Raw genomic sequence first — 14,341 nt, forward strand, 5'->3', positions numbered from 1 at the left:
GCCGCTCGACGCCTGGACGCGACCGGAGTCGCTCAGGCTTCCTCGGGCGGCGCCTCGACGCTGAGATAGCGATGGGCGCCGCAACGCCGGCAACGTTGGCGCAGCATCAGGTCGGGGCCTACCGTGACCAGGCTACCTTCGTCCCAGCGGCAACCTCGCAAGAAACAACGCAAGCGCATGACTCCTCCCCGCGGGGCGGCTCGCCCCGTCCACGAAACAGGCAGTGGTGGTGTGGTTCACTCCGGCTTGTTCTTGTCTGGAGGTGGGAAAAGCCTGCGGCGAAGCGTCTAGAATGGGCAACCTAAATTCGCCGGTTCATTCCGCGGCGGGATTCATCACCCAACTGGCGGCGGTGACCTGCGGTGCCAGGCACAGCTCGCCGACCATCTGTTCCACCAGCGAATCCTCCTTGTGCAGGGTGAACACCACGGCGTTCACTTCCACGTTGCCGCTGCCTTTCAGCGCGTGGCTTTCCAGGCTCTGCAGGTTCAGGCGGTTGTCGCCCATGCGTTGCAGCAACTGCATGCGCACCAGCGCTTCGTTGCGCGCCTCGCAGGACACGCTGATCTGGTAGAAGCGCTCCTGCTCGGCCTCGCCCGAGGTGTGGCGGTCCACCACCCGGCCGAGAGCGGGCAGGAACAGGTTGGCGATGACGATCAGCGCGGTCGTCATGCAGGCCGCCAGGATGAAACCGCTGCCGGCCAGTACGCCGATCGCGCCGGTGCTCCAGATGCTCGCCGCAGTGCTCAGGCCGCGTACGCTGAGGCCGTCGCGCATGATCACGCCGGCGCCGAGAAAACCGATGCCGCTGACTACCTGGGCCGCCATGCGGGTCACGCTGACCTCGTTGTCGAGCAACAGCGGCAGGATCGAGAAGCTGGCCGCACCGAGTGCGACCATCGCGTGGGTGGCCATGCCGGAAGAGCGCTGTCGCCATTGTCGCTCGAGACCGACCAGCGCACCGAGGCCGAGGGCCGTCACCAGGCCGATGGCGATTTCCGGGGTCATGCTGTGCTCCTGTGAAAAAACCACCCATTCTACGCCGTTCCGTTGGGCCGCGCCGGGGCCGACGGCCCTGGGCGGATAAGCCTCTTGCGTTTACCTTTACGTTAACGTAAACATGCTCTTCGACTTCACCGACACCGCTCGCCGGTGTCCGTCGTAGCGCCCTGGCGGCGCAGGACGACGGTTCAGCGACATTCCCAGAACAACCACAACAAGGGAAAGCCATGAATCAGCCGAGCTATACCTCGGGTCGCCAGGATGTCGCCTTGCTGGCGACCACCGTCGGCGACGCCTTCGATGCCACCGTCGCGCGTCATGCCGAGCGCGAGGCGCTGGTGGTGCGGCATCAACGCCTGCGCTACAGCTGGCGGCAACTGGCGGAGCGGGTCGATGCCTACGCCCGCGCCTTCATCGCGCTGGGCCTGCGCCCCGGCGAACGCCTGGGGATCTGGGCGCCGAACTGCGCCGAATGGTGCATTACCCAGTTCGCCAGCGCCAAGGTCGGTGCGGTCCTGGTGAACATCAACCCGGCATACCGCAGCAGCGAGCTGGAATACGCTATCAAGCAGTCCGGTTGCAGTTGGCTGATCTGCGCCGACGCCTTCAAGACCAGCGACTACCACGCGATGCTCGGCGACCTGCTGCCGGAGCTGGCGCGGGCGCGTCCGGGCGAACTGGCTAGCGAGCGCCTGCCGGAACTGCGCGGCGTGATCAGCCTGGCCGAGCGGGCGCCGGCGGGCTTCCTGCACTGGCAGGGCCTGCCGGGGCTGGCCGCCGCGGTAGGCGCCGAGGAACTGCGCCAGCGCCAGGCCTCGCTGCAGTTCGACGAGCCGATCAACATCCAGTACACCTCCGGTACCACCGGCTTCCCCAAGGGCGCCACCCTCAGCCACTACAACATCCTCAACAACGGCTACATGGTCGGCGAAAGCCTCGGACTCGGCGCGGAAGACCGCCTGGTGATCCCGGTGCCGCTGTATCACTGCTTCGGCATGGTGATGGGCAACCTCGGCTGCGTCACCCATGGCTCGACCATGATCTACCCGGCGCCCAGCTTCGACGCCGAGGCGACCCTGCTGGCCGTGGCCGAGGAGCGCGCCACCGCGCTGTACGGGGTACCGACCATGTTCATCGCCGAGCTGGATCATCCGCGCCGCCGCGAATTCGACCTTTCCAGCCTGCGCACCGGAATCATGGCCGGCGCCACCTGCCCGATCGAGGTGATGCGGCGGGTCATTGGCGACATGCACATGGCCGAGGTGCAGATCGCCTACGGCATGACCGAGACCAGCCCGGTGTCGCTGCAGACCGGTCCGGACGATGGCCTGGAGCTGCGCGTGACCACTGTCGGACGCACCCAGCCGAGGCTGGAGAGCAAGATCGTCGACCAGACGGGCAGGGTGGTGCCGCGCGGCGAGATCGGCGAGCTGTGCACCCGCGGCTACAGCGTGATGCTCGGCTACTGGAACGACCCCCAGGCCACCGCCGAGGCCATCGACCCGGCGCGCTGGATGCACACCGGCGACCTGGCGGTGATGGACGACGACGGCTACGTGCGGATCGTCGGGCGCAGCAAGGACATGATCATCCGCGGCGGCGAGAACATCTATCCGCGCGAACTGGAGGAGTTCTTCTTCACTCACCCGGCGGTGGCCGACGTGCAGGTGATCGGCATCCCCGACGAGCGCTATGGCGAGGAAATCGTCGCCTGGATCAAGCTGCATCCGGGCCACCACGCCGATGACGAACAGTTGCGGGCGTTCTGCAAGGCGCGTATCGCTCACTTCAAGATCCCGCGCCACTTCAAGTTCGTCGACGAGTTCCCGATGACCGTTACCGGCAAGATCCAGAAGTTCCGCATGCGCGAGATCAGCATCGAAGAGATTCGCCTACTCGCGCTGCGCCAGGGGTGCGATTGAGAGGATGGAGCCGCGCCCCGCTCCTGCGCTAAGGTGGCGGGCGGCGCGCAGCGAGGCGAGAGGGGCGGGTGAAGAACGACGGCGAGACTCAGGCGAGCACCAAGGGCACCATCTCGGTGCGCCTGGTCGGCGAGGCGCTGGTGGAGTGGCGCCGGCAGGGCGGCGAGCAGGGGGAGGTCCTCCAGGCCGCCGGTATCGATCCGCAGCTGCTCGGCAAACCCTACGCGCGGGTCACCTCGCACGCCTATTCGCGGCTCTGGCTGGATCTCGCTCGGCGCATGGACGACGAATTCTTCGGCATGGACTCGCGGCGCCTGAAGAGTGGCAGCTTCGCTTTCATGAGCCGCTGCGCGATCCACGAGCAGACCCTGGAGCCGGCGCTGACCGGCATCCTGCGATTCCTCTGCCTGCAGTTCGACGACTTCCAGCCGCGCCTGCAGCGCCGCGGCGGCCTGGCGGAAATCGTCCTCGACGAGGCGCCGGGCCGGTACGGGCGAGCGCTGTCCTACTTCACCCTATGGATGATCACCCATGGCCTGGCCTGCTGGCTGGTCGGCCGGCGCATCCCGATCCTGGCCATCGACCTGCGCTGTCCGCAGCCGGACTACATCGAGGACTACCGGGTGATGTTCAGCGACAACCTGCGTTTCTCCCGTCCCCTCAGCCGCCTGCTGTTCAATGCCGACTGCCTGGCCTTGCCGGTCCGCCGCGACAAGCGGGAGCTGCGGCGCTTCCTGCTCGGCGCGCCGGCCAACATTCTGGTCCGCTATCGCGATCCGCAGAGCCTGGCGGCGCGGATCAAGGCCTACCTGCGCAGCCTGCGGCCGGGACGCTGGCCGGACGCGGACGCGCTCGCCGGGCATTTCTTCATGGCGCCCTCGACCCTGCGCCGCAAGCTGTCCCTGGAAGGGCAGAGCTACCAGGCGCTGAAGGACCAGGTCCGCCGCGACCTGGCCATCGCGCGGCTGGACGCCGGCGCGGCGAATTTCGCCGAACTGGCGCTGGAGCTGGGCTTCGCCGATGGCAGCGCGTTCCACAAGGCGTTCAAGAAGTGGACCGGCTCGACCCCCGGGCAGTACCGGACGCAGGTCGCGGCGGAAACCGCGTCGGCCGAGTCGTCAGGCGTCTTGTCCGAAACGCTCGGCCATCGATAGGGTGAATGCCCGCGCAGCGTCATCCGCCGTATGTCGCGAACGGTTCGGCGGGGCAGGCGGCCAGCACGGATTGTCCAAACCGCTCAGGCAGATTGAAGCCTTTCGACATTGCCCCGCGTCGGCCATGGCGTGAAGATTCCGGCTACTCCATACAAAAACAAGCCGAGGAGTCCTGCAATGCGCGACTACGCCACCACTGCCGCCGGGTTCGACTTGCAGCGGACCGCCGCCGCCACGCTTTCCGGTACGCTCCAGGCGCTCAACGCCTGCGTCGAATGCTGCGACCGGCATGCCCTGCCGGGACGGATCGCGTTGTTCTGGGAGGGCAAGGATGGCAGTCGCGCCAGCTATACCTTCAGCGAGCTGAAAGCGCTCTCCGGACGTTTCGCCAATTTCCTCCAGGCCCAGGGCGTACGCCCGGGCGACTGCGTCGCCGGCCTGTTGCCGCGCACGCCCGAGCTTCTGGTCACCATCCTCGGCGCCTGGCGCCTGGGCGCGGTGTACCAGCCGCTGTTCACCGCCTTCGGCCCGAAGGCCATCGAACACCGCGTGGCGACCGCCGGCAGCAAGGTGCTGGTCACCGATGCGGCCAACCGCGACAAGCTCGACGAACTCGCCGATCCGCCTCTGGCCGTCACCGTCGGCGGACCGAAGGGGCAGGGCATCCGTCGCGGCGATTTCAGCTTCTGGGCCGAGCTGGAGCGCTATCCGGCCGAGTTCGAGCCGGTTCCGCGCAGCGGCGAGGATCCGTTCCTGATGATGTTCACCTCCGGCACCACCGGCCTGGCCAAACCGGTGCCGGTGCCGCTCAAGGCGATCCTCGCCTTTGTCGGCTACCTGCGCGAGGCGGTGGACCTGCGCCCCGAGGACGCCTTCTGGAACCTCGCCGATCCGGGCTGGGCCTACGGCCTCTACTACGCTGTCGCCGGTCCCCTCGCCATGGGCCATCCGACCACCTTCTACGAAGGGCCGTTCAGCGTGGAAAGCACCTGCCGGATCATCCGTGACTACGGCATCACCAACCTCGCCGGATCGCCCACCGCCTATCGCCTGCTGATGGCCGCCGGCGCGGCCGCGGAGACTGCGCTGAAAGGGCGCCTGCGCGCGGTCAGCAGCGCCGGCGAGCCGTTGACGCCGGAGGTGATCCGCTGGTTCGCCGACAGGCTCGGCACCACCATCCACGACCATTATGGGCAGACCGAGCTGGGCATGGTGCTGTGCAACCACCATGCCCTGGCGCATCCGGTGCGGGTCGGCGCCGCCGGATTCGCCTGTCCCGGGCACCGGGTGGTAGTGCTGGACGACGATCTCAACGAACTGCCGCCCGGCCAGCCGGGCATCCTCGCCCTCGACCGGCGGCGTTCGCCGCTGATGTGGTTCCCCGGCTACCAGGGCCTGGAAACCGCAGCCTTCGTCGGCGACTACTACCTGAGCGGCGATACCGTCGAACTCAACGAAGACGGCAGCATCAGCTTCGTCGGCCGCGCCGACGACGTCATTACCACCTCTGGCTACCGGGTCGGCCCGTTCGATGTGGAGAGCGCGCTGATCGAACACCCGGCAGTGATGGAGGCGGCGGTGATCGGCAAGCCCGACCCGGAGCGCACCGAACTGGTCAAGGCCTTCGTCGTGCTCTGCGCCGGCCACCGGCCGACGCCGGAACTGGCGGACGAACTGCAGCGATACGTGCGCCAGCGCCTGTCGGCGCACGCCTACCCGCGGGAGATCGAGTTCCTCGAGGAACTGCCGAAGACCCCCAGCGGCAAGATCCAGCGCTTTCTCCTGCGCAACCAGGAGATCGCCCGGCAACGCGAGGCGGCCCCACGGGCGGCCGCCGCGAACTGATTCAGCAGGAGAAAACGACGTGCGTATCGAAAATCGAGTGTTCCTGGTCACCGGCGGCAGCTCCGGCCTTGGCGCCGCCACCGCGAAGATGCTGGTGGAGCAGGGCGGCAAGGTGGTGCTGGCCGACATCAACGCCGAGGCCGGCGCGGCCAAGGCCGCCGAGCTTGGCGCCCAGGCGCGCTTCGTCAGGGCCGACATCGCCAGCGAGGCCGACGGCCGCCAGGCCGTGGCCACTGCACTGGAGGCCTTCGGCGGCCTCCATGGCCTGGCCAATTGCGCGGGCGTGGCGCCGGCCGAGAAGGTCCTAGGGCGCAATGGCATCCATGCCCTGGAGAGTTTCCGCCGGGTCATCGACATCAACCTGGTGGGCAGCTTCAACATGCTGCGCCTGGCCGCCGAGGCCATGTCCCAGGGCCAGCCGGACGAGGGCGGCGAGCGCGGGGTGATCGTCAATACCGCCTCGGTGGCGGCGTTCGACGGGCAGATTGGCCAGGCCGCCTATTCCGCCTCGAAGAGCGGGGTGGTCGGCATGACCCTGCCCATCGCCCGCGAGCTGGCGCGCTTCGGCATCCGAGTGATGACCATCGCCCCGGGCATCTTCGAGACACCGATGATGGCCGGCATGCCCCAGGAGGTGCGCGACTCCCTCGGCGCCAGCGTGCCGTTCCCGCCGCGCCTGGGGCGTCCGGACGAATACGCCGCGCTGGTCCGGCAGATCATCGAGAACAGCATGCTCAACGGCGAAGTGATTCGCCTCGACGGCGCCATCCGCATGGCCGCCCGCTAATACAGGAGGAAGATCCCATGACCCGCGAAGATCCGATCGTCATCGTCAGCGCCGTCCGCACCCCGATGGGCGGCTTCCTCGGCGACTTCAAGGACGTCAACGCCGCTACCCTCGGCGCCGCGGCGGTGCGCGCCGCGGTGGAGCGGGCGCGCCTGCAAGCCGACGAAGTGGACGAGGCCGTGCTCGGCTGCGTGCTCGCCGCCGGCCAGGGCCAGGCGCCGGCGCGCCAGGCGGTGCTTGGCGCCGGGCTGGCGCGCGGCACGCCGTGCTCGACGCTGAACAAGATGTGTGGCTCGGGCATGAAGGCGCTGATGCTCGCCCACGACACGTTGCTCGCCGGCAGCGCCGGGGTCGCGCTGGCCGGGGGCATGGAAAGCATGTCCAACGCGCCCTACCTGCTGGAGCGCGCCCGTAGCGGCTACCGCATGGGCCACGGCAAGGTGCTCGACCACATGTTCCTCGACGGCCTCGAAGACGCCTACGACAAAGGCCGCCTGATGGGCACCTTCGCCGAGGACTGCGCCGAGGCCTACGGCTTCACCCGCGAAGCACAGGACGAGTTCGCCGTGGCCTCGCTGACCCGCGCGCAGCAAGCCATGCGCGACGGGCGCTTCCAGGCCGAGATCGTGCCGCTGACGGTCACCGCCGGCAAGACCGAGCGCCTGGTGGATAGCGACGAGCAGCCGCCGAAGGCCCGGCTGGACAAGATCCCGACCCTGAAGCCGGCGTTCCGCGAAGGCGGCACGGTGACCGCGGCCAACTCCAGTTCGATTTCCGACGGCGCCGCCGCGCTGGTCCTGATGCGCCTTTCCGAGGCCGAGCGACGCGGGCTCGCGCCGTTGGCGGCGATTCGTGGGCATGCTTCGTTCGCCGACGCGCCGAACCTGTTCCCCACCGCGCCGGTCGGTGCGGTGAAGCGTCTGATGCAGCGTACCGGCTGGTCGCTGGGCGAGGTCGACCTGTTCGAGGTCAACGAAGCCTTCGCCGTGGTCGGCATGGCGGCAATGCGCGACCTCGACCTGTCCCACGAGCGCCTCAACGTCCACGGCGGCGCCTGTGCGCTGGGCCATCCGATCGGCGCGTCCGGCGCGCGGATCGTCGTGACCCTGCTCAACGCCCTGCAGCAGTACGACCTGGAACGCGGCGTGGCGGCGGTCTGCATCGGCGGCGGCGAGGCGACCGCGATCGCCGTCGAGCGCTTGCGCTGATGCAGGCAGTGAAGAAGAGGAACCCGCGATGATTCCCTGCGAAGAAGAGATCCAGATCCGTGACATGGCGCGGCAGTTCGCCCAGGAACGGCTGAAACCGTTCGCCGCCGACTGGGACCGCGAGCACCGTTTCCCGGCCGAGGCGATCCGCGAGATGGCCGACCTCGGCTTCCTCGGCATGCTGGTGCCCGAGGAATGGGGCGGCGCGCAGACCGGGCACCTGGCCTACGCCATGGCCCTCGAGGAGATCGCCGCTGGCGACGGCGCCTGCTCGACCATCATGAGCGTGCACAACTCGGTCGGCTGCATGCCGATCCACAAGTTCGGCAGCGCCGAGCAGAAGGAGCGCTTCCTCCGTCCGCTGGCCCAGGGTTCGATGCTCGGCGCCTTCGCCCTGACCGAGCCGCAGGCCGGTTCCGACGCGAGCTTCCTGAAGACCCGCGCCCGCCGCGACGGTGACCACTACGTGCTGAACGGTGCCAAGCAGTTCATCACTTCGGGCAGCCACGCGGGGATGGTGATCGTCTTCGCGGTCACCGATCCGGATGCCGGAAAGCGCGGCATCAGCGCGTTCATCGTGCCCACCGACACGCCCGGCTACGAGGTGGTGCGGATCGAGGACAAGCTCGGCCAGCACGCTTCGGACACCTGCCAGCTGGCCTTCAACGACCTGCGTATCCCGGCCACGCTGCGCCTGGGCGAGGAGGGCGAGGGTTACCGCATCGCCCTGGCCAACCTCGAAGGCGGCCGCATCGGCATCGCCGCCCAGGCGGTCGGCATGGCGCGCGCGGCGTTCGAGGCGGCGCGCGACTACGCCCATGAGCGGGAAACCTTCGGCAAGCCGATCATCGAGCACCAGGCGGTGGCCTTCCGCCTGGCCGACATGGCCACCCGCATCGCCGTGGCGCGGCAGATGGTCCACCACGCCGCCAGCCTGCGCGAAGCCGGTCTGCCGTGCCTGACCGAAGCCTCGATGGCCAAGCTGTTCGCCTCGGAGATGGCCGAGGAAGTCTGCTCCGCGGCGATCCAGACCCTCGGTGGCTATGGCTACCTCAAGGACTTCCCGGTGGAACGCATCTATCGGGACGTGCGGGTCTGCCAAATCTACGAGGGCACCAGCGACGTGCAGCGCCTGGTGATCGCGCGCAGCCTGTAGCGGCGACTATCCGTCGTTTCCGCAACGGCGCCTTCTCCCTTCAGGGAGAGGGCGCACTGAGGCACCTCGGAAGCAAATGCCCGAGCCTCGTTCGCCCTACGCCCCTTGGCAGGCGCTCACGCCGGCTGTGCCGCCTTGTTCTCGCGCGCGGTGACCTGCTGGCACAGCTCGATGATCTGCTCGCGCATCCAGCGGTTGGCCGGGTCCTGATCGGTGCTCTCGTGCCAGTACAGGTGGGTTTCCAGCTTCGGCACGTCGCTCACCGGCAGCACCGCGTAGTGCAGGTCGTGGTGACGGGCGAAGCGTTCCGGCACGGTCATCGCCATGTCGGTCTGCTGGACCACCGTGGAGGCCATCAGGTAGTGCTGCGAGCGCAGCGCGATCTTGCGCTGGATGCCCATCTTGCCCAGCGCCAGGTCGATGTAGCCGAGGCCGCTGCGGCGGCTGGAAATATGGATGTGGGTCAGGCCCAGGTAATCGTCCAGGGCCAGCTTCGGCTTGCCCGCCAGTGGGTGGCCGCGGCGCATGGCGCAGACGTAGCGGTCCTCCATCAGCTTGACGTGGCGCACCTGGGGATCGGTGTTCAGCGGCGCGTCGACGGCGAAGTCGAGGCGGCCGGCGGCGAGTTCCTTGGTGGTCTCGCGGCGCTTGGCGAGGAAGCTCTCGATATGCACGTTCGGCGCCAGGCGGCGCAAGCGCTGGAACAGCGGGGGGAGGATGACCGCTTCGGTGAGGTCGGTCATGCTGATGCGGTAGGTCTTGTTCGCCTGCTGCGGATCGAAGCTGCGGCTCTCCTGCACCGAAACCCGCAGCAACTGCAGCGCGTTGCGCACCGGGCCGATGATGTTCTGCGCCATAGGGGTCGGCACCATGCCTTGGGCGGTGCGCACGAACAGCGGGTCGTTGAAGGTCTCGCGCAGCCGGGAAAGGGCGTTGGATACGGCTGGCTGGGTGATGCCGACGATCTGCCCGGCGCGGGTCAGGTTGGCTTCGGTATAGATCGCATCGAACACGATGAACAGGTTCAGGTCGACTTTGTTCAGGTTCATGGCACTGGCTCCGCGACTTTTCTTGTTATTGGGGGCTTGGATGACCCCCATATGGATCATGAATGTTCATGGACGGAAAAAATAGACTGGGCAAATCTTAAGCCCTGTTCCGGCATCGTTACCAGCGCCTTTGTCCGATGCCTCGCCTGCCAACCCGTCAGAAGGTATCCCCCATGGATTTCGCCTATTCCCCCAAGGTCCAGGAGCTGCGTGAACGCGTCAGCGCGTTCATGGAAGCGCATGTCTATCCCGCCGAAGCCGTGTTCGAGCGCCAGGTCGCCGAGGGCGACCGCTGGCAGCCGACGGCGATCATGGAAGAGCTGAAGGCCAAGGCCAAGGCCGAAGGGCTTTGGAACCTGTTCCTGCCCGAGTCCGAGTACGGTGCCGGGCTGGCCAACCACGAATATGCGCCGCTGGCGGAAATCATGGGCCGTTCGCTGATCGGGCCGGAACCCTTCAACTGCGCCGCGCCGGATACCGGCAACATGGAGGTGCTGGTGCGCTACGGCAGCGAGGAGCAGAAGCGCACCTGGCTGGAACCGCTGCTGAGCGGCGAGATCCGCTCGGCCTTCGCCATGACCGAACCGGGCGTGGCCTCGTCCGACGCCACCAATATGGAGGCGCGCGCCGAGCGCCACGGCGACGACTGGGTGATCAACGGGCGCAAGTGGTGGACTTCCGGCGCCTGCGATCCGCGCTGCAAGATCCTGATCTTCATGGGCCTGACCAACCCGGACGCGCCGCGCCACCAGCAGCACTCGATGATCCTGGTACCGGTCGACACCCCCGGGGTGAAGATCCTCCGCCCGCTGCCGGTGTTCGGCTACGACGACGCGCCGCATGGCCATGCCGAAGTGCTGTTCGAGAACGTACGGGTGCCCTACGAGAACGTCATCCTCGGCGAGGGCCGCGGTTTCGAGATCGCCCAGGGGCGCCTCGGCCCGGGCCGCATCCACCACTGCATGCGCTCCATCGGCATGGCCGAGCGCGCCCTCGAACTGATGTGCAAGCGCGCGGTCAGCCGTACCGCGTTCGGCAAGCCGCTGGCGCGCCTGGGCGGCAACATCGACCACATCGCCGACTCGCGGATGGAGATCAACATGGCGCGCCTGCTGACCCTGCAGGCCGCCTACATGATGGATACCGTGGGCAACAAGATCGCCCAGAGCGAAATCGCCCAGATCAAGGTGGTGGCGCCCAACGTGGCGTTGAAGGTGATCGACCGGGCGATCCAGATGCATGGTGGCGCCGGGGTTTCCAACGACTTCCCGCTGGCCTACTGGTACGCCATGCAGCGCACCCTGCGCCTGGCCGACGGTCCGGACGAGGTGCACCGCGCGGCGATCGGCAAGTTCGAGCTGGGCAAGTACGTGCCCAGGGAGATGCTGCGCAGCAGCCGCTGACGGCTGTGGTATACGGGAAAGGCCCGCGGATGCGGGCCTTTTTCATTCCGGGGACTCCGCCCCTTTTTCCTCGGCGTTGCGTTCCAGCTGCCACGCGCGACGGCTGTGCAGCAGGGCGGCGAACTCGCGGGCCGCCCGCTCGTTGCGGAAGCAGATCCCGCGCGTGCCGAGGCGGACCCGCCAGAAAGGTTCAGCGTGGGTGTCCAGACGTTCGATCCAGAGCGTGTTCGGCATTCGGTTCGGCCTTGTCCTCGACGGTGGCTTTCGGCGTGCGGGTCTTCAGCAGGGAGAGCAGGATGCCGCCCGCCAGCAGGCCGAAGGTTACGCCAAGCGAGAGGCCGGCGGGAATCTTGCCGATCACACCGTGGAGCATGATCTTCGCACCGATGAACACCAGCACCAGGGCCAGGGCGTACTTCAGGTAGACGAAGCGGTGGATCATCGCCGCCAGCGAGAAGTACAGGGCGCGCAGGCCGAGGATGGCGAAGATGTTCGAGGTGTAGACGATGAACGGGTCCTGGGTGATGGCGAAGATCGCCGGCACGCTGTCCACCGCGAACACCAGGTCGGCCAGCTCGATCAGCACCAGGGCGAAGAACAGCGGGGTGGCGTAGCGCACCAGCTTGCCGCTGGCGTCCGGCAGGCGGACGAAGAAGTGATGCTCGTGCAGTTCCTTGGTCACCCGCATGTGCTTGCGCAGGAAACGCAGCACCGGGTTGTGCTCCAGGTCGGGTTCTTCCTCGTGCTTGTTGAACAGCATCTTCACGCCGCTGAACAGCAGGAAGGCGCCGAACACGTACATGATCCAGTCGAACTCCTTCACCAGCGCGGCGCCCAGGCCGATCATGATCGCCCGCAGGACGATGGCGCCGAGGATGCCCCAGAACAGAACCTGGTGCTGGTAGCGGCGGGGGATGCCGAAGAAACTGAAGATCATCGCCATGACGAACACGTTGTCCATCGATAGCGACTGTTCGACCAGGAAGCCGGTGTAGTACTCCACCGCGCTGGTGGGGCCGAAGGCGTACCAGACCCAGCCGCCGAAGGCCAGGCCGCAGGCGAAGTAGCCGGCGGACAGCAGCAGGCTTTCGCGCACGCCGATTTCGTGGTGGTCGCGTTGCAGCACGCCGAGGTCGAGGACCAGGAGAACGATGACGATGGCCAGGAAGGCCAGCCAGAACCAGGTAGCCGTACCGAGGAACGGTTCGGTGAGAAATGCATGCAGAGCTGCCATTGGGCCCCCTCGCTTCGAATTGTCGGATGGTCATGTGACTCCGACATGGCGGCAATTGCTTACCGTCAGAGGGGCCCGCAGTCACTCGGAAAAAATAAACCAGGCTCCGGGCGCCGGCAAAACGGCGAGGTTACAAAGTGCTACAGCGTTCAGTAGACCCAGACTTCCACCCGCCGGTTCTTCTGTCGGCCCAGTTCCTGGTCGTTGCTGGCGACCGGCAACTCGTCGCCGAAGCCGGCGATCTCGCGGAAACTCACGCCGCCGCGGGCCAGTTCGCGGCGCACGGCCATGGCGCGCAGGCGCGAAAGCAGGACCGAGCGCTCTGCGTCGGACTTGGGATCGCCGAAGCCCACCAGCACGGTGCGCTCCTGCAACTTCCGATTTTGCCGCAGGTAGTCCAGCAAACGCTGTACGTCGAGCAGTGCCTTGTTGTCGAGCAGCGCGCTGCCTTCCTGGAAGCGGAAGTTCACCGTCAGGCGCCGCGCCTGTTCCGCGAGCTTGCGGTATTCGGCGGGCATCTGCGGGCGCGGTGCGATCTGCACCGCCTGGATCTTCTGCGCGACGAAGCCGCTGCGGGTGACGATCGCCTGGCCGCGCGGGCCCTGGGCGAAACGTACCAGGGCCTGGGCCCAGGGGTTCTTCTCGCCGGGCTTCAGGTAGAGGAACAGGCGGCGCGACAGCGGATAGTCCTCGGTGGCGATCAGGCTTTCCTGGGGCGCCATCGGCAGCGATTCGCCGTCGGCGATGGCCAAGGCGCGGGCCCGGCCCACCGACGCGATGCCGACGAAGCCGATGGCGTGCGGATCGGCGCTCACCGCGGCCGCCAGCCGATCGTTGGATTCGAAGCGGCGGGCGTCGCTGGCCAGGCTTTTGCCGTGACTGGCCAGCACCAGTTCCTTGAAGGTGTCGTAGGTGCCGGACTGCTCGTCGCGAGCGTACAGGCGGATGGCGCCGCCCTTGCCGCCCAGTTCTTCCCAGGTACGCACCTCGCCGGCGAACACCGCCGCCAGTTGCGCGGTGTCCAGCGAGGCCAGCGGGTTGTCCGGATGCAGGATGATCGCCAGTCCGTCGATGGCGATCACCTGCTCGGCATATGGGCTGCGCAGGTCGCCGAAGCCGGCCAGGGCGCGAACTTCGCTGTCCTTGACGGGACGCGAGGCCGCGGCGAGTTCGGCGTGGCGTTCGAGGAGGGCGGCGAAGCCGGTGCTCGAACCGTGGGCGGATAGCTCCACCCTCACCAGGCGGCCGTCGCGGCTCTTGCCGAGCAGATGGAGTTCGTTTTCCCGTTCTCCGGGGGTACGGCGGATATCCTCCAGGCCTTCCTCTTCCATCAGGCTCTCGACCAGGGCCGGCAGGAGCTTCGCGCCGATGGTGTTGGAACCCTGGATGCGCAGCGCCGGCGTGTCGTCCGTGGGGATCGGCAAGGGGGCGGCGAATACCGACCAGGGGAAGGCGTAACAGAGGAATCCGAGGAAAACCAGGCTCAGGGTACGGCTCCAGAGGTCTTTGTCACTGGCGCGCTGGCGGTGTGGCATCGCGGGCATCGTCTTCTATGGGGGAAGGGATTTGCCGGCGAGATTA

At 67.4% G+C, this 14,341-nt stretch carries 13 protein-coding genes; 7 read left to right on the forward strand and 6 right to left on the reverse strand.

Annotated elements, in window-relative coordinates; translation table 11 throughout:
• Positions 1-32: 32 nt before the first annotated feature.
• Complete coding sequence (locus tag HMPREF2716_RS29615; protein WP_003090016.1) at positions 33-179, reverse strand: PSPA7_2676 family Cys-rich small protein; 147 nt, start codon at positions 177-179, stop codon at positions 33-35.
• A gap of 136 nt (positions 180-315) precedes the next feature.
• Positions 316-1,008: an MgtC/SapB family protein gene (locus HMPREF2716_RS17275; protein WP_003102512.1), complete on the reverse strand. Its 693-nt coding sequence runs from the start codon at positions 1,006-1,008 to the stop codon at positions 316-318.
• A 221-nt stretch (positions 1,009-1,229) separates the two neighbouring features.
• On the opposite strand from HMPREF2716_RS17275, the gene HMPREF2716_RS17280 reads away from it, so the two are divergent.
• The 6 genes from HMPREF2716_RS17280 (at position 1,230) to HMPREF2716_RS17305 (ending at position 9,074) form a co-directional block, all read left to right on the forward strand.
• On the forward strand, positions 1,230-2,924 hold the full coding sequence (locus HMPREF2716_RS17280) for an AMP-binding protein (protein WP_023517713.1): 1,695 nt from the start codon (positions 1,230-1,232) through the stop codon (positions 2,922-2,924).
• 68 nt (positions 2,925-2,992) lie between these two features.
• Positions 2,993-4,078 (forward strand): AraC family transcriptional regulator, encoded by a 1,086-nt coding sequence (locus tag HMPREF2716_RS17285; RefSeq protein ID WP_003113336.1) that lies wholly within the window; start codon positions 2,993-2,995, stop codon positions 4,076-4,078.
• Positions 4,079-4,255: 177 nt separating this feature from the next.
• Positions 4,256-5,923 (forward strand): acyl-CoA synthetase, encoded by a 1,668-nt coding sequence (locus HMPREF2716_RS17290; RefSeq protein WP_003139051.1) that lies wholly within the window; start codon positions 4,256-4,258, stop codon positions 5,921-5,923.
• 19 nt (positions 5,924-5,942) lie between these two features.
• Positions 5,943-6,710, forward strand: coding sequence for a 3-hydroxyacyl-CoA dehydrogenase (locus HMPREF2716_RS17295; RefSeq protein ID WP_003090005.1), 768 nt, complete (start codon positions 5,943-5,945; stop codon positions 6,708-6,710).
• 17 nt (positions 6,711-6,727) lie between these two features.
• Positions 6,728-7,918, forward strand: coding sequence for an acetyl-CoA C-acyltransferase (locus tag HMPREF2716_RS17300; protein WP_003108823.1), 1,191 nt, complete (start codon positions 6,728-6,730; stop codon positions 7,916-7,918).
• Between the two features lie 28 nt (positions 7,919-7,946).
• Positions 7,947-9,074, forward strand: coding sequence for an acyl-CoA dehydrogenase family protein (locus HMPREF2716_RS17305; protein WP_003090001.1), 1,128 nt, complete (start codon positions 7,947-7,949; stop codon positions 9,072-9,074).
• Positions 9,075-9,190: 116 nt separating this feature from the next.
• On the opposite strand, the gene HMPREF2716_RS17310 is transcribed toward HMPREF2716_RS17305, so the two are convergent.
• Entirely contained in the window at positions 9,191-10,123 is a 933-nt protein-coding gene (locus HMPREF2716_RS17310; protein ID WP_003090000.1) for a LysR family transcriptional regulator, read from the reverse strand.
• 173 nt (positions 10,124-10,296) lie between these two features.
• Between HMPREF2716_RS17310 and HMPREF2716_RS17315 the strand changes: the two genes are divergently transcribed.
• The gene (locus HMPREF2716_RS17315) at positions 10,297-11,526 is read left to right on the forward strand and encodes an acyl-CoA dehydrogenase (RefSeq protein WP_023517712.1); all 1,230 of its coding nucleotides are present in this window, start codon (positions 10,297-10,299) and stop codon (positions 11,524-11,526) included.
• A gap of 42 nt (positions 11,527-11,568) precedes the next feature.
• Here the strand turns inward: HMPREF2716_RS17315 and HMPREF2716_RS17320 are convergent, their stop codons facing one another.
• The 3 genes from HMPREF2716_RS17320 to HMPREF2716_RS17330 all read right to left on the reverse strand — a co-directional run bounded on the left by HMPREF2716_RS17320 (position 11,569) and on the right by HMPREF2716_RS17330 (position 14,304).
• On the reverse strand, positions 11,569-11,760 hold the full coding sequence (locus tag HMPREF2716_RS17320; protein ID WP_003160407.1) for a hypothetical protein: 192 nt from the start codon (positions 11,758-11,760) through the stop codon (positions 11,569-11,571).
• Positions 11,717-12,760, reverse strand: a complete 1,044-nt coding sequence (locus HMPREF2716_RS17325) for a TerC family protein (protein WP_003104462.1) — start codon at positions 12,758-12,760, stop codon at positions 11,717-11,719. Before HMPREF2716_RS17325 ends, HMPREF2716_RS17320 begins: the two co-directional genes overlap by 44 nt.
• Positions 12,761-12,909: 149 nt before the next feature.
• On the reverse strand, positions 12,910-14,304 hold the full coding sequence (locus HMPREF2716_RS17330) for a substrate-binding domain-containing protein (protein ID WP_073650757.1): 1,395 nt from the start codon (positions 14,302-14,304) through the stop codon (positions 12,910-12,912).
• Positions 14,305-14,341: the final 37 nt, after the last annotated feature.

The sequence above is a fragment of the Pseudomonas sp. HMSC076A11 genome, assembly GCF_001810205.1.
GTDB lineage: Bacteria > Pseudomonadota > Gammaproteobacteria > Pseudomonadales > Pseudomonadaceae > Pseudomonas > Pseudomonas aeruginosa.

Coding starts and splice junctions, on each gene's coding strand:
- HMPREF2716_RS29615 (WP_003090016.1), bottom strand. CDS start 179: ATGCGCTTGCGTTGTTTCTTGCGAGGTTGCCGCTGGGACGAAGGTAGC.
- HMPREF2716_RS17275 (WP_003102512.1), bottom strand. CDS start 1,008: ATGACCCCGGAAATCGCCATCGGCCTGGTGACGGCCCTCGGCCTCGGT.
- HMPREF2716_RS17280 (WP_023517713.1), top strand. CDS start 1,230: ATGAATCAGCCGAGCTATACCTCGGGTCGCCAGGATGTCGCCTTGCTG.
- HMPREF2716_RS17290 (WP_003139051.1), top strand. CDS start 4,256: ATGCGCGACTACGCCACCACTGCCGCCGGGTTCGACTTGCAGCGGACC.
- HMPREF2716_RS17300 (WP_003108823.1), top strand. CDS start 6,728: ATGACCCGCGAAGATCCGATCGTCATCGTCAGCGCCGTCCGCACCCCG.
- HMPREF2716_RS17305 (WP_003090001.1), top strand. CDS start 7,947: ATGATTCCCTGCGAAGAAGAGATCCAGATCCGTGACATGGCGCGGCAG.
- HMPREF2716_RS17310 (WP_003090000.1), bottom strand. CDS start 10,123: ATGAACCTGAACAAAGTCGACCTGAACCTGTTCATCGTGTTCGATGCG.
- HMPREF2716_RS17315 (WP_023517712.1), top strand. CDS start 10,297: ATGGATTTCGCCTATTCCCCCAAGGTCCAGGAGCTGCGTGAACGCGTC.
- HMPREF2716_RS17320 (WP_003160407.1), bottom strand. CDS start 11,760: ATGCCGAACACGCTCTGGATCGAACGTCTGGACACCCACGCTGAACCT.
- HMPREF2716_RS17325 (WP_003104462.1), bottom strand. CDS start 12,760: ATGGCAGCTCTGCATGCATTTCTCACCGAACCGTTCCTCGGTACGGCT.
- HMPREF2716_RS17330 (WP_073650757.1), bottom strand. CDS start 14,304: ATGCCCGCGATGCCACACCGCCAGCGCGCCAGTGACAAAGACCTCTGG.